Annotated in this window: 23 protein-coding genes and 1 pseudogene; 13 read left to right on the top strand and 11 right to left on the bottom strand. The window is 64.5% G+C overall.

The window, feature by feature from the left end:
* Nucleotides 1–128 precede the first annotated feature (128 nt).
* The 3 genes from ACFTOW_RS11610 to ACFTOW_RS11600 are packed head-to-tail and all read left to right on the top strand — an operon-like array spanning nucleotide 129 to nucleotide 3,186.
* Nucleotides 129–1,484 (top strand): arylsulfotransferase family protein, encoded by a 1,356-nt coding sequence (locus ACFTOW_RS11610; protein ID WP_379915820.1) that lies wholly within the window; start codon nucleotides 129–131, stop codon nucleotides 1,482–1,484.
* Nucleotides 1,481–1,720 (top strand): hypothetical protein, encoded by a 240-nt coding sequence (locus tag ACFTOW_RS11605; RefSeq protein ID WP_379915818.1) that lies wholly within the window; start codon nucleotides 1,481–1,483, stop codon nucleotides 1,718–1,720. Before ACFTOW_RS11610 ends, ACFTOW_RS11605 begins: the two co-directional genes overlap by 4 nt.
* Nucleotides 1,717–3,186 carry a sulfotransferase gene (locus ACFTOW_RS11600; RefSeq protein ID WP_379915816.1) on the top strand — a complete coding sequence of 490 codons (1,470 nt, stop codon included), beginning with the start codon at nucleotides 1,717–1,719 and terminating at the stop codon, nucleotides 3,184–3,186. Before ACFTOW_RS11605 ends, ACFTOW_RS11600 begins: the two co-directional genes overlap by 4 nt.
* A gap of 428 nt (nucleotides 3,187–3,614) precedes the next feature.
* Here the strand turns inward: ACFTOW_RS11600 and ACFTOW_RS11595 are convergent, their stop codons facing one another.
* From ACFTOW_RS11595 to ACFTOW_RS11580, 4 genes are all read right to left on the bottom strand, one after another.
* On the bottom strand, nucleotides 3,615–3,920 hold the full coding sequence (locus ACFTOW_RS11595) for a helix-hairpin-helix domain-containing protein (RefSeq protein ID WP_379915814.1): 306 nt from the start codon (nucleotides 3,918–3,920) through the stop codon (nucleotides 3,615–3,617).
* 61 nt (nucleotides 3,921–3,981) lie between these two features.
* On the bottom strand, nucleotides 3,982–5,508 hold the full coding sequence (locus tag ACFTOW_RS11590; protein ID WP_379915812.1) for a hypothetical protein: 1,527 nt from the start codon (nucleotides 5,506–5,508) through the stop codon (nucleotides 3,982–3,984).
* Complete coding sequence (locus tag ACFTOW_RS11585) at nucleotides 5,505–5,669, bottom strand: hypothetical protein (RefSeq protein ID WP_379915810.1); 165 nt, start codon at nucleotides 5,667–5,669, stop codon at nucleotides 5,505–5,507. Before ACFTOW_RS11585 ends, ACFTOW_RS11590 begins: the two co-directional genes overlap by 4 nt.
* A 78-nt stretch (nucleotides 5,670–5,747) precedes the next feature.
* A complete protein-coding gene (locus ACFTOW_RS11580; protein ID WP_379915807.1) occupies nucleotides 5,748–6,686 on the bottom strand; it encodes a hypothetical protein in 939 nt (312 codons plus the stop codon).
* A gap of 363 nt (nucleotides 6,687–7,049) precedes the next feature.
* Between ACFTOW_RS11580 and ACFTOW_RS11575 the strand changes: the two genes are divergently transcribed.
* Entirely contained in the window at nucleotides 7,050–7,928 is an 879-nt protein-coding gene (locus ACFTOW_RS11575; protein ID WP_379915805.1) for a response regulator, read from the top strand.
* 88 nt (nucleotides 7,929–8,016) lie between these two features.
* Here ACFTOW_RS11575 and ACFTOW_RS11570 read toward each other — a convergent pair whose 3' ends face one another.
* Nucleotides 8,017–9,327 carry a sensor histidine kinase gene (locus ACFTOW_RS11570; RefSeq protein WP_379915803.1) on the bottom strand — a complete coding sequence of 437 codons (1,311 nt, stop codon included), beginning with the start codon at nucleotides 9,325–9,327 and terminating at the stop codon, nucleotides 8,017–8,019.
* The gene (locus ACFTOW_RS11565) at nucleotides 9,324–9,872 is read right to left on the bottom strand and encodes a putative pterin-binding protein (RefSeq protein WP_379915801.1); all 549 of its coding nucleotides are present in this window, start codon (nucleotides 9,870–9,872) and stop codon (nucleotides 9,324–9,326) included. The genes ACFTOW_RS11570 and ACFTOW_RS11565 overlap by 4 nt, the downstream gene beginning before the upstream one ends.
* A 161-nt stretch (nucleotides 9,873–10,033) precedes the next feature.
* Here ACFTOW_RS11565 and ACFTOW_RS11560 point away from each other — a divergent pair, with 161 nt between their 5' ends.
* On the top strand, nucleotides 10,034–10,759 hold the full coding sequence (locus ACFTOW_RS11560) for a hypothetical protein (protein WP_379915799.1): 726 nt from the start codon (nucleotides 10,034–10,036) through the stop codon (nucleotides 10,757–10,759).
* Between the two features lie 163 nt (nucleotides 10,760–10,922).
* Here the strand turns inward: ACFTOW_RS11560 and ACFTOW_RS11555 are convergent, their stop codons facing one another.
* On the bottom strand, nucleotides 10,923–11,129 hold the full coding sequence (locus tag ACFTOW_RS11555; RefSeq protein ID WP_379915797.1) for a ParD-like family protein: 207 nt from the start codon (nucleotides 11,127–11,129) through the stop codon (nucleotides 10,923–10,925).
* 116 nt (nucleotides 11,130–11,245) lie between these two features.
* Between ACFTOW_RS11555 and map the strand changes: the two are divergent.
* From map to ACFTOW_RS11520, 7 genes and pseudogenes are all read left to right on the top strand, one after another.
* Nucleotides 11,246–12,099: pseudogene (gene map, locus ACFTOW_RS11550) on the top strand (type I methionyl aminopeptidase).
* A gap of 164 nt (nucleotides 12,100–12,263) precedes the next feature.
* Nucleotides 12,264–13,352, top strand: a complete 1,089-nt coding sequence (locus ACFTOW_RS11545) for a LacI family DNA-binding transcriptional regulator (protein ID WP_379915795.1) — start codon at nucleotides 12,264–12,266, stop codon at nucleotides 13,350–13,352.
* Nucleotides 13,353–13,356: 4 nt separating this feature from the next.
* Complete coding sequence (locus tag ACFTOW_RS11540; protein WP_379915793.1) at nucleotides 13,357–14,352, top strand: ABC transporter substrate-binding protein; 996 nt, start codon at nucleotides 13,357–13,359, stop codon at nucleotides 14,350–14,352.
* A gap of 90 nt (nucleotides 14,353–14,442) precedes the next feature.
* Nucleotides 14,443–15,246 (top strand): ABC transporter permease, encoded by an 804-nt coding sequence (locus ACFTOW_RS11535; RefSeq protein WP_379915790.1) that lies wholly within the window; start codon nucleotides 14,443–14,445, stop codon nucleotides 15,244–15,246.
* 4 nt (nucleotides 15,247–15,250) lie between these two features.
* Nucleotides 15,251–16,039: an ABC transporter permease gene (locus ACFTOW_RS11530; RefSeq protein WP_379915788.1), complete on the top strand. Its 789-nt coding sequence runs from the start codon at nucleotides 15,251–15,253 to the stop codon at nucleotides 16,037–16,039.
* Nucleotides 16,036–17,070: an ABC transporter ATP-binding protein gene (locus ACFTOW_RS11525; RefSeq protein WP_379915786.1), complete on the top strand. Its 1,035-nt coding sequence runs from the start codon at nucleotides 16,036–16,038 to the stop codon at nucleotides 17,068–17,070. Before ACFTOW_RS11530 ends, ACFTOW_RS11525 begins: the two co-directional genes overlap by 4 nt.
* Complete coding sequence (locus tag ACFTOW_RS11520; RefSeq protein WP_379915784.1) at nucleotides 17,071–17,886, top strand: phosphodiesterase; 816 nt, start codon at nucleotides 17,071–17,073, stop codon at nucleotides 17,884–17,886.
* Between the two features lie 125 nt (nucleotides 17,887–18,011).
* On the opposite strand, the gene ACFTOW_RS11515 is transcribed toward ACFTOW_RS11520, so the two are convergent.
* The 4 genes from ACFTOW_RS11515 to ACFTOW_RS11500 form a co-directional block, all read right to left on the bottom strand.
* A complete protein-coding gene (locus ACFTOW_RS11515; RefSeq protein ID WP_379915782.1) occupies nucleotides 18,012–18,197 on the bottom strand; it encodes a Trm112 family protein in 186 nt (61 codons plus the stop codon).
* Nucleotides 18,194–18,841 (bottom strand): LON peptidase substrate-binding domain-containing protein, encoded by a 648-nt coding sequence (locus ACFTOW_RS11510; protein ID WP_379915780.1) that lies wholly within the window; start codon nucleotides 18,839–18,841, stop codon nucleotides 18,194–18,196. Before ACFTOW_RS11510 ends, ACFTOW_RS11515 begins: the two co-directional genes overlap by 4 nt.
* A gap of 26 nt (nucleotides 18,842–18,867) precedes the next feature.
* Nucleotides 18,868–19,791, bottom strand: a complete 924-nt coding sequence (locus tag ACFTOW_RS11505) for a tetratricopeptide repeat protein (RefSeq protein WP_379915778.1) — start codon at nucleotides 19,789–19,791, stop codon at nucleotides 18,868–18,870.
* Between the two features lie 456 nt (nucleotides 19,792–20,247).
* Entirely contained in the window at nucleotides 20,248–21,030 is a 783-nt protein-coding gene (locus ACFTOW_RS11500) for an exodeoxyribonuclease III (RefSeq protein WP_379915776.1), read from the bottom strand.
* Nucleotides 21,031–21,191: 161 nt separating this feature from the next.
* Here ACFTOW_RS11500 and ACFTOW_RS11495 point away from each other — a divergent pair, with 161 nt between their 5' ends.
* Nucleotides 21,192–22,961: a bifunctional helix-turn-helix transcriptional regulator/alpha/beta hydrolase gene (locus ACFTOW_RS11495; protein WP_379915774.1), complete on the top strand. Its 1,770-nt coding sequence runs from the start codon at nucleotides 21,192–21,194 to the stop codon at nucleotides 22,959–22,961.
* The last annotated feature ends 24 nt before the right edge of the window (nucleotides 22,962–22,985 follow it).

The raw sequence follows: 22,985 nt of genomic DNA, 5'->3' as shown, positions 1-22,985 counted from the left end.
AACCCGCTCGGGCCAAGCCGGGGGTGGGCGCTTCAGCGTCGCGCCAGAGCGCCGGTCTGCGGTCAAGCTCCCTTCCTCTTGCCTGAAAACCCTTGAAAAACGGCCCACATCGGCCAGACTCCTGTCGAATGACCGGCAGAGCAGGTGCCATGAGCAGGGATCCCGAAGCACGCGCGAAACGTCTCTTTCAGGTCAGCGTCACGCTGGTCGCCGCCATGGCGCTGTTTGGCTACGGCGTTGTCGCGGGCATCAACCGGTTGCCACCGGTGCCAGCGATGACGGATCTTTACCAGATGGTGTCCGAGGTGCTGAACCCCTCCGACCGCATTCTCGAGACTGCGGCGCCGACCCCGGAGGAGCCTGCGGCCCGGGCGCTGCTGCCCGAGGCGATGGCTCCGGGCCTGACCATGGTGGCGGGCATCTCGCGGGGGCGTGACACGCGGGTCATGGTCATTGATGCCGCGGGCGAGGTGCATCAGCAATGGGACGTCGCCTGGGCAGAGGTCTGGGCTGACCACGAAGGCAGCTTTCCCGACGAACGACGGCCGACGAAAGGTATGTATCTGCATGGCGTGACCCTGCTGCCCGGGGGCGACCTTGTTGCCAACTTCGAGCACCTGAGCACCTTTCGCATGGATCCCTGCGGCGAGGTGATCTGGAAGCTCGACAACCTCGGCCACCATTCAGCCCATTATTCAGCCGCGGATGACACCATCTGGGTTTCAGCCGAACGCTACATCACCGAGCCGCCGACGGGCTATCCCCTGCACGACACACCCCTGCGGTCGTGGACGGCACAGCAGCTCTCGCCCGAGGGCGAGGTGCTGCGGGACATCCCCGTGATCGACATCCTGATCCAGAACGATCTCCAAGGGCTTCTCTACCTTTCGTCGTTGCGCAATGCCGCGCCCTTCCCCGTCTCGGGGGACACGCTGCACCTCAACGATGTCGAGGTCTTTCCCGCCGGGCTGGATTCCACGGTCTTCGCCACCGGCGATCTGATGCTCTCGCTGCGCAACATCAACACCGTTCTGGTCGTCGATCCCGAGACCCTTGCGCTCAAGTTCATCAGCACCGGTGCCGTGGTGCGCCATCATGACCCGGATTTCATGGCCGGAGACGTCATCTCGGTTTTCGACAACCGGACCTTCACCCTCGACGGCGCGGGCGCAACACCCGCCAGCCGCATCATCGAGATCAATGCAGCCACCGGCGCGCGCCGCACGGTCCTGGGCGACAGGCCCGCGTCCGCCTTCTTCACCAACATCATGGGCACGCATCAGCGGCTGCCCAACGGCAACATCCTGATCAACGAGAGCGAGCGCGGCCGGATCCTGGAATTCACACCGGACGGCACCCTGGCCTTCGCCTATGACAATCGTATCGGCGAAGGGCGCAACGGCCGGACCTTCGCGGCCCGGCGCCTGCCGCCAGACATGGACGTCGCCTTCTTTGCCGGGAAACAGCAGGAGTGCACGCAATGACCCCAAAGGCCCCTCTTCAGCTTGCAACCGCGAGCCTTGCCACGTTTGCGGCGACGGCATCGCCCGCCGCCGCCTACATCGGCCCCGGGGCCGGCCTGGGGGCTATCGCGGTCACCGTGGCCCTGATCCTTGGAGTTTTCTTGTTGATCGCGGGTCTGGTCTGGTTTCCCCTCAAGCGGATGTACAAGAGCCGGACCCGCAAGGGCGCCTCCGACCAGACCGACAAAGGGGAATGAGCCTCGCGCTGACGATTTCGCTGCTGGCCGTTCTGGGCTTCGGGGCGATGCTCTGGCTGACCGGGATCGGCGCCACGGCGCTGGCCCTTCTGCACGAGACGCAGGCCGGGGTCGCAGCCATGACCGACCGCGAGCTTGATGACGACGCCAAGGAGCGTGCCGTCCGTCGCGCCGGGTTGCGGCTGATCGGGGGCGCGGCAGGTCTGGCCTGGCGCATCGCCCTTGCGCTTGGGGCGGCCGCCGCGCCGATCCTGCTGGCCGATTGGCTTGGGCTGGCGCGCCTCGACACCGTGCTGGCCCTGATGCTGCGCTGGGACTACATCCTTTTGGTCTCGCTCGTTGCGATGGGCCTCGGCGCGGGGCTGCGTCGCGTTCGGGGCAATCGCGCCCGCGATGCCAAGGCAACCGGCGCAGCAGCGCGCTATTCCGCGGCCGACCGCATGGTTCACAATCTGGCCTTTTCCAGCCCGGTGGTTCTGCGCGCGGCGGGCTGGATCGAGGATCGCGCGGTCCGCGCGCCCGAGCCGGGTGACGCCGAGGCCCCGATCCTCGTGACCTCGCTTGCACGCGGCGGGACAACCGCGTTGCTGGCCGCGCTGCACGATGTCCCCGGCGTCGCCACCCATCTCTACCGCGACATGCCCTTCCTGACGGCGCCCGTGCTCTGGAACAGGCTCTCTGGCGGGCAAAGGCGTCGCGTCACGCGGCGCCAGCGCGCGCATGGCGACGGTCTTGAGATCGATCTGGAGACCCCCGAAGCCTTCGAAGAGGTGCTGTGGCAGATGCACTGGCCCGACAAGTTCGGTGACAGCGGCATCACCCTCTTCGACACGGCGGACCGAGACCCTCGTGCCGAGGCCGCCCTGCGCCACCACATGGCCCGGATCGTCTGCGCCCGGCGCCTGCAGGGTGCCCCGGCCACCCGCTATTGCTCAAAGAACAATGCCAGTATCTCCCGATTGCCCTTTCTGGCAGAGGCTTTCCCGGACGCGCGCCTTGTCATCTTGCTGCGTCAGCCCGTGGCCCATGCGGCCTCGCTCCTGCGCCAGCACCGCAATTTCCTCGACCAGCAGACGCGCGATCCCTTCGTGCGCCGCTACATGCAGGACATCGGACATTTCGAGTTCGGGCATATCCACAAGCCGTTGCTTTTTCCCGGGATGCGGTCTCGGGCAAAAGACCCCGGATCGCCGGATTACTGGCTGGCCTACTGGATCGCCGCCTTTCGCTACGTCGCCGACCATGCCGAGACCTGCCAGATCGTGCTGCAGGACGACCTGCGCGCAGCGCCGGGGGCCACGATGGCCCGGCTTTGCGCTGCGCTGGACCTGAACCCGGGGCAAACCCGCTTCGAGGGCCGGTTCCACAGCACAGCTGACAGGGCGGATGCCACGCCCTTCGACCCGGGGCTGCGCAGAGAGGCCGAAACGCTCTATGCCCGCCTGGCCATCCGCGCCCTTGCCTGACGTCCGCCTGACCGGGCAAACGGCAGAAAACAGCGCCAGCGTCTGTTGCTTTCCAATCAGAAACGAGGGGCTTTCGGTAATACTCCACCCACCTTGAGGAGGTTTTTCGGGGCTTGGGTCAAGGCACGACTGCCTTCTTTCCTGCGCCGCTACGGCTGCACCGGCTTTGAACCGAAAGCTGTCATTTCCAGTCTCGACGATGCAGCAGCCGGTCGAGGTGTGCGGGTGTCGGTCGCCATGACACCCCCCGCAGTCGAGACCTTCCTAAATCCCCGTCAAGGTCGTGATGATCTGGCACGGAACATGCGCAAACGTATGGCAGGCCGAGACAGCTGTCTTCGACTACATCAACGGCTTGCACAAATGCGTTTCAAGATACCGATGCACTGGCATCCCGGAGCACAGCCGGCTGCAAGCCATGGCACCAGCTACCGCATCGACTGGCGTAATTTCCGCTGCATCTGGCGTGCCCGGTCAGGGTCGATTTCGAGGATACGGCCAACCAGTTCAGGATCGGCCGAGACCAGATCGCGGGCGGTGTCGATCCCCTGACCAGCGAAATCGCGCAGGCGCTTGGGCGTGAAGGTGTCACCGGGGATCTCTCGCAATCCGGTATCTGGTGTGAAGGCATCGCCGGGAATGGCCTTCTTTTCCTGAGCGGTCAGCGCCTCGGGTGATGCGCCCACCGCCAATACGGTCACAAGGGCGATGGCGAGAGAAGTCCGAAAGGGCATGTGTCCTCCATTGTTTTGCATGGACGGTGGTTGATTTGAACCCGACCGCACCGGGCCAGCGTCACTCGGCGACCACGAGGGGCTTTTCGACCAGCAGGCGCTGATCGTCCCCGGCGTGATAGCGCAGCAGGTAGCTTCCGGGAGTCTCGGGGGCGGTGCGGGTGATCGCACGCTCGTCACCATCGACAGAATTCTTCATGCGATCATACCGAGACACGATATCGTCCTGCGGGCGGTCGTCCTCGACGATCACGACATAACCGGAAATACCCCCGTCGATGGACACCTCGAATTCGGCCTCGGGCCCCACTTCGCCGGGAGCTTCCATGCGGGTCGCGGCGGGCACGACGGTCAGCGCGCGGCGCGCCGCGATGGTGTGGTCGCGTGAAAGATAGTAACGCAGGTCATAGTTTCCGGGCTCGGACGGGGCGGTGTATTCGCGCGTGCCATCACCGCCCACGCGGTTGTCCATGCGCTGGTAGCGGCTGGCCTCTTCCGGGCTGCCCGCACGCGCGATAAGCAGGTAATCCGTGTCGCTATCCGCGCCATCGACCGTAATCTCGAAAGGCGCGCCTGCCGTGACCTCGGAGGGCGCGGTCAGGTCCACGTCGACCGCGGGTGCGGCAAGCGCAACGTCGATGCGCGGGTCTTCATCAAGCGTTGCACTGAGAGAGGTCGCGCCGGTCATGTCCCCGACTGACCCTTCGATGCGATACGCACCCGGAGGCAGGAGCAGACGGACATACCCGCCGTCTTCGTTCACGGTCTCGACCGCGGTCTCGGTTTCGACATTCAGCGCAAGCCATTCCACACCTTGCAGCGTCTCGCCCGTCGTCGCGTCCTCGGCCCGCAGGTAGAGGGTCGCCTTTGTCTTTTCCATCGTGATCTCTATGGAGGAGGCATGACCATCGGGCACGGTGAATCGCGCCTCGCCCACAAAGCCGGGTGCGCCGACATCGGCGACATAGTCGCCCGGCCTCAGGTCCAGCGCGACGCGGCCACGGTCGCGTCCGGTGAACACGGTCTCGCCGCTCTCCGCGCCCACCTCCCAGGTCGCCGACGGGAGTATCTCGCCATTGCGCGCGTCCACCGCTTTCAGGGTCACGTCCTGGGCGACTGGCGCGGGCTGGGCCACTTCGGTCAGCGCGGCAGCCAGCTCGGCGCCCGATTGCGTGGTGAAAAGCTGCCCGCCCGTCTGTTCGGGCACGCAGGACAGCGTCTCGACCGCCTCGGCCTCCATCGCGAAACCGACCACATGCGCACGCAGGTCGATCCCCTCGGCCGCGAACTCTGCCGCCAAAGCACACGGATCGCCGCCGCAGTTTTCCAGACCGTCGGTGATCAGGATGATATCCGCCGATTCGGCGGTGCGCGGCAGCAGGTCACGCGCCTGTGCCATCGCGTCGGTCAGAGGTGTCTTGCCGCTCGGGTTCAGTGCGCGGATCGTCGCCTCAAGATCGCCGGCGGCATGTTGACCGACGGGCAGAACCGTTTCGATGTCGCCGCAATCCCCGCGCCGCGCGTGTCCGTAGGTGACCACACCGATGGGCTTATCCGCATCGCGCTCGGCCGCGAAACCCCCGATCACATCGCGGGAAACTTGATGCGGGATTGACCGTCTTCAAGCTGCGTCCACATCGAGCCCGAGGCATCGAACACGATCACGCTGGCGGACTCGGCATGGGATGTGGTCACGAACAGGGCCGACAGGCACGCGGCTGTCAGCGCCGTGAATACGGGTTTTGCCATTGTCATATCCTCGTCTTGTCAGGCATGTCTCACGCTTGCCGCGGTCGGGGCCTGCCGGATATCCGACAGGCCTGCGGATCAGAATGCGGCGCTGCCCGCAGGCTCGGGGTCGATCGCAGATACCGCCTTTTCCTTGAGCTTGCGGAACTTCGCCGAAAGACTGTCGAGCCGGTTTTCCCAGGCCGGATCCGGTGTCTGGCCCTCGATGGTGCGGAAATAGACCTGCATCATGCAGGCGATGGCAAAGGGCTCCAGCAGGGCAACCTTGACGCTCCAGGCAAAGAGCAGGGCAAAGACCATGCCGCCCGCCGACCACGCGCCGGGGATCAGGTAGACGGCCAGCCCGGCAGGTGCCAGCATGATCAGGAACACCACGAAGGACAGCCCATAGACGATCAGCGCAAGCCAGGCCGCGTTCTTGAGCATCACCTTGTAATTCTGCCCATAAAGCACCAGCCCCTCGCGGGCCGATTGCCAGGCGTTGGTGGACCGGGTGCGCATGGCATAGGCCAGGATCACCTCGTCGATGAAGCCCACCGCGATCCGCAGAAAGCCCTGCACCACGGTCACGATCTGACGCGCGCCGGGAACGGGAATGATGCTCATCATGCCGCGCAACAGGCCCGTGATCGCCTTCAGCACGCCCTTGATCAACTGGTCGACGGCAAAGAGCGTGCTGGTCTGGCCAAACCGCGCCGTCACCTCTGCACGGGCATGGGCGATCTGCGACCGGCCCTGCGACAGCGTCTTGCCATCCATCAGGTCGACCAGCACGGCGATGTGGCCCGCCTTGACCACATAAAGCAGGTACTCGCGCAGAAAGTACATGACCGCCGCGGTGATGCCGAAGCCCGCGAAACCGCCCCAGAGCGTCGCACCCGCCCTGAATCCTTCGTCTCCAAAGCCGCCCACGCCCCAGCCGACACCCGCGCCGACGCCGGTCATCAGCATGTAGGCGAGGGCCACACCGAAATAGACCGCCATCCGAAACAGGATGAACGGCGCGGTCCGCGCCATCATGGCCAAGGCTTGTCGTACCGAGAAATCCCACATCCGCTCAACTTTCCCTGAAATATCTGAACTGGTTGACAGCTAACCCGGCGCGCGCTGTGCTGTCCCCGTTCGAATGAAGGGGGCGGCCGTCCGCATCCGGTGTGGCAAGCCTGCACCGTGCAAGCGACGGGCCGCCCGGAATGCAGGGCGTTGAAGAATGACATGTCCAGCAAGGCAGACCGCAAGGAAAAGCCTGATCCTGTGTGTCGAGGATGAGCCGAACCTGCGCGCCGATATCGTGGAAGAGCTGTGCGCGGCAGGCCACGACACCATGCAGGCCGCAGACGGGCACGAGGCCTGGGCCATGCTGCGGTCGTCCCCCCGGATATGGTTCTGTGCGACATCACCATGCCGGGCATGGACGGGCACGACCTGCTGGCCGCGATGCGTGCGCCCGACAGCGGCATGAGGGATATCCCCATCATCTTCCTGACTGCCCGGGACACCCGCGAGGATCTTCTCGAAGGCAAGCGATCGGGCGCAGAGGATTATCTCGTCAAGCCGGTAGATTTCGAACTCATGCTTGCCAGTGTTGATGCGCGCCTTGCCCACGCGCGCCGCCTGTCCGACCGCGACGCGCAGGCGGATGCGGGTTTCGGCCCCGACGGGATGCAAGGCGAGCGGATCAAGCTGGCGCTGCTTGACCGGCTGAGCGTCGGCGTCCTGCTTGTCGATCCCGAAGGGCAAATCGGCTTTGCCAACGACCGGGCCCGTGCCCTGGCGGCCCGGACAGGCGCCTTTTTCCTTGATGATCGCCTGCGCATGGCAACCGCCAACCTCACAACGCAGTTGCGTGAGATGATTGCCACTGTCGCCCACGCCGCCGCGCGCGGCGAGGATCTGCTGCGCGGCATGACCGTGCCCTGCAGGTCCGGCGACCGGGACGGGGGCGATCTGTCCCTGATCTGCATGCCCGTCGACGCGGGCATGGGGCAAGCGGGCGTTGCCATTTTCCTGTCCGACCCGGCGCATCCCTTTGCCTGCCCGCCCGACGCGCTGTCCTGCCTGTTCGGCCTGACCCGGGCCGAGGCACAGGTGACGCAGGCGCTGGTCAGCGGCCGTCAAAGGGCCGAAGTGGCGCAGGATCTTGGCATAAGCCAGACCACCGTTGCCTTCCACCTGCGCAATATCTTCGAGAAAACCGGCACCAATCGACAGGCCGAACTTGTCGGCCGCATCATGAGGGCCTTTGCCGCCATCGGTTGACGCGCCGACGGTCGAAGGCAGCGAACGGACAGGGGCAACCCTCGGAAAAGATCCGCGGTGTCCACCAGACCGACATTGCCACGCCCTGTCACATCGGCAGTTCGATCACGAAGGTCGAGCCGACACCGGCGGTGCTCTGCGCCCGTATCTCGCCCCCCATGAGGCGCGCCAGTTGCCGCGACAGATGCAGCCCCATCCCGGAGCCCTGGGTCTGTGCGGTCCTGCTCGCCCGGAAGAAGGGTTCGAACACCATCGGCATGTCCGCCTGTGAAATCCCGGTCCCGCGATCCATCACCAAGATCCGGACATGGCCCGCGCTGGCGGTGACATGCATGTCCACGGGTTCGTTGCGCGGCGAATAGGCAATGGCATTCGACAACAGATTGCCGACGATCTGGTGCAGCAGGCCCCGGTCGGTCACCAGGGTGGCAGGAACGCTTTCGTCCACGTCCAGTCGAACTTCGCGCCCGGGGTGGGCATCAATCTGGCTCTGGCGCGCCAGGTCGAGTTCGGCCGCAATCTCGCATCGCGTCGGCCGCACGTCGATCTGGCCCGCATCCAGCCTTACGGATTCACGCGTGGCGCGCATCAGCTCCGTCAGCTGCGCCACGGTATGCCGCACCCTTCGGGCACGCTGCCAGATCTCGTCGCGTGCCATCGCATCACCCTTGCGCAGGATGCGCTGCATCGAGGAATCGATTGCCGCAAGCGGTGTCTGGAACTGATGGGCCACCAGCGCCACAAACCCCCGGTAGGCCTCGCGCATCTCGCGTTCGCGCAGGAGCGATCGTTGCGCCCGGTATTCCGCCTGCAACGAGGCCAGCATCCGCCACGAGATCAGCGCGCCGATCCCGACGATGGCGAGGGTCGCGCCGATCACCTGCAATATGGCGCCATGCTGACGATCCAGCAGCCCGCCGATCTGGTCCAGTTGTGCCACCATGGCCTCGTTGGCGGCGCGCCCGGTCGCGGTCGCATAGTCGTCGAGAAGCGCATGCAAGTCCGCCGGGTTTGTTGCACCCGCGCCCAGGAAAGCCGCCTGCTGCGCGCGGATCCCATTGGCGAGGCTCTCGATGGCCGCGCGTTGGCCGAGCATCTCGAGGTATCTCTCTTGCGGTCCGTCCTCGAGCAGCGCCATGCGGCTCAGCAACACGTTGTAGCGCAGGCGCAAGCTGTCGTCGCCCAGTTCACCCTGCCGGGCCCGCCCCAATGACGCATCCAGACGGTAGGCCGCAACTTGCGCCTGTGAGATCGTCCAGAGCATGTTGTCGCCCGCCGCGCCGCGCAGATCGGCCTCCTGGTCCAGCAGACGCCACAGGGCAAAGACGAGCAGCCCGGCAAAAACCACGACCCCCACAAGGCTGAAGGGATAGGCGACAATCCCGCGTCGGCGCATCATCTGATCTCGAGGTGGTCCAACTGCCAGACCCAGCGATAGTCATAGCGCAGGTCTTGCAGTTCGGCATGGTCGTCGCGCGGGTAGACGATCCATAACGGCCCCTTGTTCCATGGCTCCAGGCGTGTGTCGTCCATATGCGTGGCCACGATCACGTCGAAGCGTTGAAAATCCTTCCACGGGATCTCGATCTCGTAATCATTGAGGGCGCTGGCCACCACTTTTTTGCCCTCGGCGCCCAGCAGCTCCAGCAGGTCGCGCATGTAGAAGCCGGTGAATCGGCGCACCCCGTCGGTCACCACCGTCTCGGTCTCAAGCGTCGCGCGTGGCAGCGACGCCAGCATCGCGCGGTCAAGCGCCGCGCCCTCGTCCGTGTTGCGGCGCGCGATCTGGCCTTCGACGTTCAGCAGGACCTCACCTGTCGGCGCCGAAAGATCACGCTCGGCGGCCACCGTCACCGCGGACAACACCAGCCACGCCACCGAAAGCAACACCATTACCACGGACTTGATACGGGGAAATGCATGCGCTTGCGTCGCTTGATCCATGGCGCGGTTCCTTTCAACGGTCGACGGGTTTTCCGCCCCATCCTGTTCTTCCGGATGGGGCCGACCCGAGCGTAATTTGTCAAACAGAGGAAATGAAGCCGGGATTCTGCGGAGGTTTGACCATGTTGCCGACCACATTCGACACCAGGCACGCGCTCGCCGTGTTGGTCGCATCTGTCGCGCTGGTAGGATCGGCCGTGGCCGAGGCTGACGGGCCGGATGCATGGCGCGTCGTCGATGTCGCGCCCGACGATACCCTGAACGCGCGGATGGGCCCGGGGACGGAATACAAGGTCATCGGCACATTCGCCCATGATGCGCGGGGGCTGCTTCAGATCACCTGCGTACCGCTGCTGTCCGGCGGGATCTACTTTACCCTGACCGAGGCCGAGCGTGAAAACCTGCCACCGCGATGGTGCCTGATGCAAAGCCCCGACTTCCGCGTCAAGGGCTGGGTCTCGCAAAGATATCTGGAGGGTGACATGGAGCCTTCATCATCTTCCGAGGCCGAGCATGGGCCGACTGTGGCCGAAGCCTTGCAGATCGTGCAGCGGCTTTACCGCGATCACCTGCGCGCCTCGCAAAGGCCTGACATCACGGGGCCGCTTCACCCGTCGCATGTGCGGGATTTCCTCGCTCCGTCCCTCGCGGCGGCGATCACGGACACCCAATTGCAGGCCGATCCGCTGTTCGATGCGCAGGATTTCCAGATCACCGATCTTACCATTCGCCCCGATGACGACCGCGCCATGTTTCGTGGCATGATCACCGTGAATGTCGATTACCGCAATTTCGGGCATCCGCACAGGGCCGTTGTCCGCCTGCGTGTGCAGGATGGCAGCCCGCGCATCATCCGCATCGAACACGAGGGATGGCGTCTCGAATAGCCATGGGCATCGTAGAGGCGGCGGCCTGCGAGGATCCCGTGCCGACCCTGCCAAAGGCGCAGACGGTCTTTCGCCTGCCTGCCCAAAGGCTTTTGGCAGATCGCTGACGGTCCTTGCGGGTGTAACGGGAAGCCTGCGGCACCCGTCTCATCCACTCCACACTTCAGGCGGCTTCGATCCCCGGCACCTGCACATCGGCATCCTTGAGTTGCCGCGCCATGATTTCGGTGAAGGACAGGGTCGGGTTCGCCTCGGCCAGCATGCCGACCTTCATCCAGAACTCTGCCTGAGCGTTGATCGACCGGCACATGACCCCGCTGGACTTGCGCAGCTCCTCGTGCAGATCATCCCCGATTTTCACGATACCCATCGACATGCCTCCTGTTGCTTTATATACGAAATATATATGATTCGTATATTTCGGGATAGTCCCTGGGTCAAACTTCCTCGGTCGCCAAGGCGCAGATTACGCAGAAAGGGCAGCAGGTGGACAGCTATATCGACGTGCCTGTCGCGCCGCCGGCACATGCCGCGCGGAGAACCGAGCGCATCAAGCTTTACGGACCCGATGCCTTTGCAGGGATGCGCCGCGCCGGGGCGTTGACCGCCACCTGTCTGGACGGCGTGTCAGACCTGATCTGCGACGGCACACCCCTGGCCGAAATCAACACTTTGTTCTCGATTTCGCCGCGACGCACGGCGCGACGCCCGCAACCCTGGGCTATCTGGGCTATGAATACGCCTGCTGCACATCGGTCAATCACGTGGTCTGCCACGGATTCCCGAACGACAAGAAACTGCGCGACGGCGATATCGTGAATGTCGATGTCACGCTGATCCTTGACGGGTGGTATGGCGATTCCAGCCGCATGTATGCCGTCGGAAAACCCAAACGCGCGGCCGAGCGGCTGATCCGGATCGCGCATGAGGCGATGATGCGCGGGATCGGGGCCGTACGTCCGGGCGCGCGACTGGGCGATATCGGCCATGCCATCCAGACATACGCAGAATCCGAACGCTGCTCGGTCGTCCGTGAATTTTGTGGGCACGGCATCGGTCAGGTGTTTCACGACTCGCCGAACATCCTGAATTTCGGAAGGCCCGGAACCGGCCCGGAGCTGCGAGAAGGCATGATCTTTACCGTCGAGCCGATGATCAATCTGGGCCGCGCCGATGTGAAGATGCTTTCCGATGACTGGACCGCCGTGACGCGCGACAGGTCTTTGTCGGCACAGTTCGAGCATTCGATCGGGGTGACAGCCGAGGGGTTCGAGATCTTTACGCTCTCGCCCAGGGCGCTCCACGCGCCGGGGATCGAGATCAAGGCTGCCCCTGCATAAAAGACATGGGTGCCATCGCAGCCATCTGCCAACCGGATCGACGCGGAGCAAGGTAAACCTGCGCCCTGTCGGCATGGGCGCACCTGCAAAAATTTCCGGTTGTCATACTCCTGTTGAGAATCATCAGTATCCCTTTTGGAAACGTTTCCACATGGAATGCAGCGATGGAATCTCGGCTGAAGGTCACAATCAAGGACGTCGCGCGCGAGGCCGGTTGCGGGATCGCCACGGCCAGCCGCGTGCTGAACAATTCCGGTCCGGCGAGCGCCGAGGTGCGGGAACGGGTCGAGACGGCAGCGCGCGATCTGGGGTTTTCCTTCAGTGCCATCGGACGCGCGTTGCAGGGTGGTCGCAGCATGACAATCGGGTGTCTTGTGCCGTCCCTCGCCAACCCGGTCTTCGCCGAAGCGGTGCAGGGCGTGCAGGATGCGCTGTCGGGCAGCGGGTATCAGCTTTTGATTGCAAGTTCGAACTATGACGGCGATGCCGACAACGAAGCGATCGCGACCCTTGCCGCGAAAGAGGTCGATGGCCTGATCGTGACCATGGTGGCCCCCGAACGCAGTGCGACCTTGAAACAGGCGCGCCGACGCGGCCTGCCCGTGTCGCTGATGTTTCATGACCCCATCGACGGCTTTCTGACCGCCCATGTGGACAATTTTCAGGCGGCCCGAGAGGTCGCACGACGGTTTGCCGATCTTGGCCACAGGCACACGGCTTTCTTGTCCTTGCGGTTCTCAAGCTCGGACCGGTCGCGCAACCGCTATGCCGGGTTTCATGCCGAATGCCGCGCGCGGGATCTTCCGGACCCCGCCCTGATCGAACTGGGCGAGGCCGAGGCCAATACGCCCGAGCTTTTGGCGGAAATCCTTGCCTCTCTCGGGGAACTGACCGCCATCTTTGCATCGAATGACTTTCTTGCCATCGCGGTCCAGAAGGCGGCGCGCCTGATGGGCAAGAGCGTGCCGCATGACCTGTCTGTCATAGGGTTCGACGGGATCGAGATCGGCCGCCTGCTCGACGCGCCGCTGGCCACGATCGAGACCGCACCGAATGCCATAGGCCGTCAGGCCGCGCAGACACTTTTGGAAATGATGCAAGGAAAGGCCTGCATGCAGCGACCGCCTTTGCCCTTCGATTTCCGTGCAGGTGCCACGCTTGCTCGCCCCCGCACGGAAAGCTGCGACGACGACCAGGGTGCCACCTGGCCGCCGTCCGTTCACTCGCTCAAGACCGATCTCAAACAAGGATGAACCCATGAAACATACTGTTCTTTCGGCGCTTTTCGCAACCGCGATCGCCGCGCCCGCGTTCGCCGAAGATGCCATCTGCTACAATTGCCCGCCGCAATGGGCCGACTGGGCTTCGATGCTCAAAGCCATCGACGAAAAGCTCGACATCCAGATGCCCCATGACAACAAGAACTCCGGCCAGACCCTGAGCCAGCTTCTGGCCGAGCGCGCCGCGCCCGTGGCCGATGTGGCCTATTTCGGCGTGACCACCGGCATCAAGGCCGGCAACGAAGGCGTCGTGACGCCCTACAAGCCCGCAGGTTTTGACGAAATTCCCGATGGTCTGAAGGATGCTGACGGCAACTGGTTCGCGATCCACTATGGCACGCTGGGCTTTTTCGTGAATGTCGACGCGCTTGCCGGGGCACCCGTGCCGCAGTGTTTTGCGGATCTGACCAAGCCCGAGTATCGCGGCATGGTCGGCTACCTCGATCCGTCCTCGGCCTTTGTCGGCTATGCCGGTGCGGTGGCGGTCAACATGGCATTCGGTGGCGATCTGGGCAATTTCGACCCCGCAATCGAGTATTTCAACGAACTGGCAGAAAACGACCCGATCGTGCCCAAGCAGACGTCCTACGCGCGCGTGGTTTCGGGCGAAATCCCGATCCTGTTCGACTATGACTTCAACGCCTATCGCGGCAAATACGAAGAGGACGGGAATTTCGAATTTGTCCTTCCCTGCGAAGGCTCGGTCCGCGTTCCCTATGTCATGAGCCTTGTGGCGAATGCGCCGAACGAGGATGCAGGCAAGCGCGTTCTCGATTTCATCCTGTCGGATGAGGGTCAGGCGATCTGGACCAACGCCTATCTTCAGCCCGCGCGCCCGGTAGACCTGCCCGCCGAGGTGGCCGAGAAGTTCCTGCCGGCCTCTGACTACGAGCGCGCGGTTGCGGTGGATTACGCCGAAATGGAGCGTGTGCAGGCCGCCTTCGGGGATCGTTATCTGAACGAGGTAGACTGATACCCGGTTTGCCATCGGGGCGGCGCGCCATCCGCGCCGCCCGTCTCGCCCCTCCGCCTCCATCCCCCAAACTTCTAGGGTATCGGTGCCGTGACAACACGCCAATTCGTCCTGCTGTGCCTATTGCCACTGGCGATTTTCACCCTGGCCTTTCTGGCCATCCCTCTTGCGCGTCTCATCCTTGCATCCGGCGAAGGCAAGGACGGGTGGGCGATCTACCTGACAATTCTTCAAACGCCGCGCTACCTGTCGACCTTGATCCAGACGGTCGTCGTGTCGCTGTCCGTCACGGCGGCTGCCCTTGCGATTTCGACCACGGCGGGTCTGTTTCTGGTGCGCAACCGCTTTGTCGGGCGCAGCGTGGTCTTGTCGGTGCTGACGCTGCCGCTGGCCTTTCCCGGCGTGGTCGTGGGCTTCATGATCATCCTGCTGGGCGGGCGGCAGGGCCTCGTCAACCAGATGCTTCCGGGCCATTGGGTCTTTGCCTATTCCGTGTTCGGCCTGTTTCTGGGGTATCTCTACTTTTCGATCCCGCGCGTCCTGCTGACGGTCATGGCCTCGGCGGAAAAGATCGACCCCGCGCTGGAAGAGGCCGCCCGGACGCTGGGTGCGCCGCCGCACCGGATTCTGCTCGACGTGCTTCTTCCGGCGCTGTCCCCCGCGCTGATTGCGGCCGGGGCCATCGCCTTTGCCACGGCGATGGGGGCCTTTGGAACCGCCTTCACGCTGGCGACCGATATCGACGTGCTGCCGATGGTGATCTACACCGAGTTCACCCTGTCCGCGAACATCGCCATGGCCTCGGCCCTGTCGGTAATCCTGGGTCTCGTGACATGGGCGATGCTGTTGATCGCGCGCAGCTTTTCGGGTGATGCCGTGGCGGCGGGGGGTTGAGACGATGAAATCCCTCACCAAGGTCCTCCCGCTTGCCGTCACCTTGCTGGCCTGTGCGTTCCTGTTCGTGCCCATCGTGTTGTCGGTGCTGGCGGGCGTGACCGTAAACTATTTTCAGGGCCTGTCGTCGGGTCTGACCCTGAAATGGGTGGGCCAAGTCTGGGATCTGTATTCCGGCAGTATCTTTCTGTCGATCTGGCTGGCGGTGGCCTGTCTGGTGGTGACGCTCGTGCTTGGGGTGCCGGCGGCCTATGCCTTGGCGCGCAATCCCGGCCGGGCGTCGCGCATCCTCGAAGAATTCATCTCCCTGCCACTGGCCATCCCCGGTCTGGCAATCGCGTTGGCACTGCTGCAACTCTACGGCACCTATCACGGCTTTCGCACCCATTGGAGCTTCATCCTCGTCGGGCATGTTCTTTACACATTGCCTTTCATGGTGCGGTCGGTCCTGTCGGTGCTGGCGGCCATCGACCTGAAAACGCTCGAGGAAGGGGCCGCATCGCTGGGGGCTGGCCCGGCGCGACGCTTTGTCGATGTCGTGGTGCCCAATGCGATGCCGGGAATCTTGGCCGGTGCGCTGACCGTCGTCACGCTCTCGATCGGGGAATTCAACCTGACCTGGATGCTGCACACGCCGCTCATGAAAACCCTGCCCGTGGGGCTGGCCGACAGCTATGCCTCGATGCGGCTCGAAGTCGCCTCGGCCTACACGCTGGTCTTTTTCCTGATGATCGTGCCGCTTTTGATGGCCATGCAATGGGCCAGCGCCCGCGCCCAGAGGATTATGCAATGACACTGCTGCTGACCAACGTCGCCAAGACCTTTCCCGGTGGGACCAGGGCGCTCTTGTCCACCGATCTCGACATCGAACAGGGCGAGATTGTCTCGCTTCTGGGGCCATCGGGCTGTGGCAAGACCACCCTGCTCAGGATTGTCGCAGGGCTCGAGGCCGCCGATGCGGGCGGGCGCGTCCTGTTCGACGGCGAGGATGTGACGGCCCTGCCGGTCGAGCGTCGCAAGATCGGCATGGTGTTTCAATCCTACGCCCTGTTTCCCAACATGTCGGTGCGCGGCAATATCGGCTACGGGCTGAAAATGCAGAAGCTGCCCAGGGCCGATATCGCCGCGCGGGTGGATGAGGTGATCGCGCTGTGCCAGTTGCAACCCTATGCCGACCGGTCGATCGGAGCGCTCTCCGGGGGGCAGCGACAGCGCGTGGCGCTTGCCCGCGCCATTGCACCGCGCCCGCGCGTCCTGCTTCTGGACGAGCCGCTGTCGGCGCTGGATGCGTCGCTCCGCAACCAGTTGCGCGATGAGCTGGCCCTGCTGTTGCGGCAGTTCGGCATCACGGTCATCTTCGTCACGCATGATCAGAACGAGGCCATGGCCATCGCCGACCGCGTGGCTGTCATGAGCCAGGGCAAGGTGGCCCAGATCGGAACGCCAGAGGCGCTATACCGCAATCCGGCCACCGGGTTCGTGGCCCGCTTTGTCGGTGATGCGATGCCGCTGACGGGACGCATCACCGCAGATCGACTGCATCTTGATGGCGGCACCCTTGCCCTGCCGAAAGCAGCCGAGGGATACCAAGCCTTCGTCCGCGCCGAGGATGTGCGGATCGACAATGACGGGCCGATTTCGGCCCGCGTCGAGACTGTCACCTTTCTGGGCACGCATTACCGCATTGCCCTGTCGGGCGTCGTCCCCGGCACGCTTTTTGCTCTGCACGGCGGGCTGAGCGCGCCGAAACCGGGCGAGACCGTGCGCCTGTCCATTGCGCCGGGGGCCATCCTGACCCTGCCCCCAGAAGACGTGGACGCCTGAATGGCCTGCTTCATCCAAATCACCGACACGCACGTCGTCGCGCCGGGCGCCTTGGTCTGCGGCCAGTCCGACACGGCAACGGCCCTGCAACGGGCCATTGCCACGATCAATGCAAAACGCCCCCGGCTTGGCGATGTCGATTGCGTCATCGTCACGGGCGACCTTACCGATCACGGCACGCCCGAGGAATACGCGCATTTCTCGGCGCTAATGGGCGCGCTCGATCTGCCCTGGCTGGCGGTGCCCGGAAATCACGACCAGCGTGACGCAATGCGCACGGCCTTTCTAGGTGAACCATGGATGCCGGACGGCGGACCGATTCACTGGGTGCGGAATTTCGGCCCGTTTTCCGTCATCGGTCTGGATACGCTGCTGGAGGGCGCCCATCACGGCGACCTGGCGCCAGAGGGGCTGGCCTTTCTCGACGCAGCGCTGACGCAGATGGGCGATCAGCCGGCCATTGTTGCCACGCATCACCCCTGGATGCACGCCGGCATCCCCGCGATGGATGCCGACAACCTGCGCAACGGCGCGACGCTGATGAAGCGGCTCGAGGCCCATCCCGCCCCCGTGCGCATGATCTCGGGTCATGTCCACCGCTCGGTGACCGGCCAGATTGGCCGTGTGACCTGCCAGATCGCGCCCGCGACCTGCCATGCCGTTCTGACCGATCACCGTGCAGGGCACGATCCACAGCTGATCCTGGAGCCGGGCGGTATCACGGTCTGCCGCTGGATCGCAGACCCCGGTCCCGGTCTGGTGTCCGACATCATCCCAACGGGCACCTACCCCGGCCCATGGTCGTTTGCGGATTGACCCGTGTGGGTTGGCCCTGACCCGGCATCAACGTTGCGCTTAGGGGCATATCTGCAAGGCAGCTTTCGTTTTTCCGAAAAGCAAGCTCGCCGTTTAAAGGGTGTCCTCGCGCCCATGCATGCCGCTCAGTCCAGCCGCCGCGCCTCGTCGATCAACATGACAGGGATGCCGTCCCGGATCGGAAAGGCCAGATGCGCGGATTTCGACACCAGTTCCTGCCGGTCGGCGTCATAGGTCAGCCGCGCGCCGGTCTTGGGGCAGATCAGCGCCTCCAGCATGCGGCGGTCAAAAGGCTGTGCCTCGTCGGTCATTGCATCACCTCGTCGCCATCGCCACCGCGCAGGGCGTATTCCAGCAGCCCCATCATCGTCTCGCGCCGCGTGGTCAGGCAAGGGGCTTCCAGCAGCGCCTGCTTGTCCTCGGGGTCGAAATCCAGCAGCATCGACAGCGAATTGATCAGCAATTCGTCATCCGCCTCGCGCAGGGAATCCCAGTCGGTGTTCAGGCTGCGCGCCGCGAAATACCGCGCCAGCAGGTCCATCAGAGCATCGCGGTTGAACCCCTCGTCGGTCTCATCCCCGCCCTTGTCGCGCTCGAACCCCTGCCAGTTGACCCGGATGCGTCGGTAGGGGGTAAAGCCTTCGATCTCTTCCACCACGCGGAACCGCGAGATTCCGGTCAGGGTGATCATGTAGCGCCCGTCCTCGGTCTCGGACAATTGCGTCACCCGGCCCGCACAACCGATCTGGTACAGGCCCGGCCCCTTGTCCGTGCCGCGCCCCTTGGAGGGCTGCACCATCCCGATCAACCGGTCCGGCACTTTCAGCGCGTCGTCCAGCATCGCCAGATAGCGCGGCTCGAAAATATGCAGCGGCAACCGCGCACGCGGCAGCAGCAGGGCCCCCGGCAAGGGGAACACCGGGATCATGTCGGGAAGGTCGAACCGTTTTGTCATACCCCAGACCTAGCCTGCCGGATCGGTCAGGCAAATATCATCGAGCTGAGTTTTCGACGTCCGTTCAGAACCACCGGATCATTGGGTTTTAGAGCCTCGAAAATCGTGAACAACTGCGTCTTGGCCGCCCCGTCATTCCACTCGCGGTCGCGCCGGAAAATCTCCAGCAGTTCGTCCACCGCGCCCTGCGCATCGCCCGCGGCATAGAGCGCCTGCGCATAGTCGAACCGCGCCTGATGATCGTCGGGTGCGGCCTCGACGGCGGCGCGCAGGTCGTCCAGCGGCCCTGCCCCCGCAGCCTGCCGCGCCAGTTCCAGTTGCGCGCGCGCCGCCTCGATGGGGGCGCTGGTGGCGATTTCGGCAGGCGCCCCGTTCAGCGTGGCCTCGGCCTCGTCCAAGTGACCGGCGGCGATATGGCAGCGCACCATCCCCGAATAGGCCACCGCATGCATCGGGTCCTCGCCCAGGATGGCGGCAAAGGTCTGCATCGCGTCGTCCAGCGCGCCCTGCTCCAGCATCTCTTCGGCCGCGGCGACCGCGTCGTCCAGCCCGCCGCTGGCGTCACCGCCCGCCGCCTGCACGACGCGCTCGACAAAGGCCTTGATCTCGGATTGCGGCTGCGCGCCCTGGAACATGTCCACGGGCCGGCCCTGATAAAACGCCACGACCGTCGGAATGGATTGCAGCGGCAGCCCCTGCTGCGCCAGCGCGGTGGCGAGGCGCTGCGCCTCGTCCACATTGACCTTGACCATGCGCACGGCCCCCTTGGCGGCGCGCACGGCGTCCTCCAGCATCGGGCCCAGCGTCTTGCACGGGCCACACCAGGGCGCCCAGAAATCGACGATCACCGGCACCTCGGCCGATCCGTCGATCACCTCGGCCATAAAGGCCTCTTCGCCCACGTCCTTGATCAGATCGCTCTGCGGCTGCGCGCCACCCAATTCCAACATATCGCCCTCGGCTCCTTGTGGCTTGTTCACAAGCTAGATGGAACACGGACGCGCCGGATGCAAGGGGCAGCGCCCGCCCAAGGCCTGCCGCAAGACCGCAAACACGTCATCCCGGCGCGTGTGACCTTGGCGGTGCGGTGGGTTGGCACCCACCCTACAGCCCTCTCGGCTGAGCGCCCCACCCATCCGTAGGGTGGGTGCAAACCCACCACGCACCGCCGACACCCGCAACCGTAGGGTGGGTGCAAACCCACCAAAACGCCGCCGCAGGCGTCAGCGTGATCCGCGTTTCGTTCAAATCATAATAACCGCATACCAGACATATGCCGGTCATTGCCTGCCCGTTGACGCCGCTGGCGAAATCCGTCGCGACCTTGCGCACACGTTTCTGCGCAGCCACCCGCGCCATGCGCATGGGATGTGCATGACCCGTGCATCATCTGTGCATCGGCGAAATCACAAGTCAAACGTTGCGAAAACCGGGGCGTGGTCGCTGGGTTGCTCCCAGCCGCGGGCGTCGCGCAGGATGCGGCTGGAGTGGCCGGCGGCGGCGATATCTCCGGTGGCCCAGACGTGATCCAGACGGCGGCCCTTGTCGGCGGCAGACCAGTCCTTGGCGCGGTAGGACCACCAGGAATACAGCGGCCCGTCGGGGATATCGGCCCGCGTGATGTCGACCCAGCCGCCCGCCTCCTGCGCCTGCGCCAAGTGGTCCACCTCGATCGGCGTGTGGCTGACGATCTTCAGCAACTGCTTGTGATTCCACACATCATCTTCGCGCGGAGCGATGTTCAGATCGCCCACGAGGATGGATTTTCCGGGCCGGTCGCCATGAAACCAGTCGCGCATCCCGGTCAGGTAATCCAGCTTTTGCCCGAACTTCTCGTTCACCGCGCGGTCGGGCACATCGCCACCGGCGGGGACGTAGAAGTTGTGGATGGTCACGCCGTTTTCCAGCCGCCCGGCGACGTGGCGGGCATGGCCAAGGGCAGCAAAATCCATCTCGCCCGCATCCTCGATCGGCAGGCGTGACAGGATGGCCACGCCGTTATACCCCTTCTGCCCCCGCGCAATCCGGTAAGGATAGCCCAAGGCGCTGAAATCAGGCATCTTTTCGACCGGAGACTTGCACTCCTGAAGGCACAGCACATCCGGCCCCTCGTCGCGCAGCAACCGCTCGACCAGACCCGCCCGCAACCGGACCGAGTTGATGTTCCAGGTGGCAAGGGTAAAGGGCATGGCGGACTCCTGTGATACGGGTTTGACCCGGGCGTAGCACAGGTGGACCAGCGCCGGAATACATCCGGTTGCGGTTTGTGTCGGGGGGGCTGCACTGTGCCGTCACATGTGCCGTGCTATATTCCGGGCCAGCATGAGCATTGCCGAGATGCCTTTGACCGATGAGCAAGTCCGATCCGCCCGCACCAGAGCCGATAGACCAGAACCTCGCACGGCAGGACGCCCGGGATCTGCTGATTTCCCACCTCTATGACATCGCCGTCGATCCCACGAGCTACGTCGGATTGCGCGACTGGTGGGACAGCGTCATCCGGCCTGCCTGGCCGGAGGGTCGGGCGGTTGCCCTGGCCGATCTCGACAGCGGCACGAAGGCGCATCTGCGCCGCGCCGCAACCCTGCTGGATCAGGCAGAAAACCGGTCAAACCAAGAGCCTGTTGCCGCGCTGCTTGATCTCTTCCGGTCGCGCGCCGCATTTGTTCTGGACGCATCGCTTGTCATACGGGCGACCACGCCTGCCGCCACCACGCTTCTGGGTCTGACCGTCGGCAGCGAACTGCCAGGATCAGTTGGTCACGGCCATGGCACGCAGGATCTGCGGTCCGTTCTGAAATCGCGTCTGCGGGCAGATGCCGCCGCGACGGGTGTTTTCCGGCTTGAGGGTGCGGGGATTGATCGGCCGATGGTGGTGTTTCTGCGGCCTCAGACCCTGCCGGACACCACCACGGGATTGCTGGTCGTGATTGCGGATTTCGTCTGGCAACCCGGCACAGTCGCGACCCTGCGCGCGGCCTTCGATCTGACCGAGGCCGAAGCCGACGTGGCGCGGCTGGTGGCCGAAGGCCGGCCTGCCAAGGAGATCGCCCGCCGGCGCGGTGCCTCGCCCGAGACGGTGCGCAAGCAGGTGCAGGCCGTTTTTCGCAAGACCAACACCCGCTCGCAGGTCGAACTGAGCCGCGCCGTTCTGTCGGTGGCCGACATTGCTGTCTACACCGAAGCCCGCACGCGCGCCGAAGCGCCCCCGACCACGCCCCACCTGCCCTTGGTCCCGGTGTCGCGGGTCACGGGATGCGACGGGCGCGGGCTGGAGTATCTGGTGCTGGGCGACAGGACCGGTCGCCCCGTGCTGCATCTTTCGCAGGATTACGGATTTGTGCGCCTGCCCGCACCCGCCGAGGCCGAAGCCGCCCGGTTGGGTCTGCGCCTGATCACACCGATCTATGCCGGCTACGGTGGCTCTGATCCGCTGCCAAGGGGCGCGGACTATGCCTCGGCCACCGTCGCCGACCTGTTGAGCGTGCTAGACGCCGAAGGCGTGACACGCGCGCCGATCCTTGCCAGCATGATGACCTATCATGCGGTGCACCTGATCACCGCCGCACCGCAGCGGTTCAGCGCGCTGGTTCAGGTGCCCGCGACCTTTCCGCTGGAAACCCGCGCCCAGTTCGAGCGTATGGACAAGTGGCACCGCTTCATCAACGGGGCGGCACGGTTCACGCCCGGGGTGTTGCCGTTTTTCGTCAAGGCCGGATTTCACCTGGCCCGCCGTCTTGGCAAGCACGATTTTCTGCACGCAGTCTATGGCGATTGCCCCGGAGATATGGCGACCTTGGCGGACCAGGCCGCGCTTGAAGCCCTCGTGGCAGGTTCAGAGGTGGCGTTGGGTCCAGGGGTCGATGCGCATGGTCCTTTTGCCCGCCAGGTGATCGCAAGGGCGGCCGAGCCTTGGGCCGACCGGCTGCGCGCCCTCGAAGGCCGCCTGCCGGTTTACGCGCTGCAGGGCCGCGACGATCCCTATTGCCCTCCAGATACCCTGGCCGAGATGCGCGCGGCCTATCCGTGGGTGCAGATCGAGGAAATCGAGAATGCGGGCGAGCTGTTGTTGTTCTCGCATTGGCGCCGGGCACTTGCGCTGATCGCCCCTTACGCCTGATCCATACTCCAATCGGGTGATATC

The organism is Lacimonas salitolerans (genome assembly GCF_042677865.1).
In the GTDB taxonomy this organism is placed as follows: domain Bacteria; phylum Pseudomonadota; class Alphaproteobacteria; order Rhodobacterales; family Rhodobacteraceae; genus Lutimaribacter; species Lutimaribacter salitolerans.
This window is presented reverse-complemented; position numbering and strand designations above follow the sequence as displayed.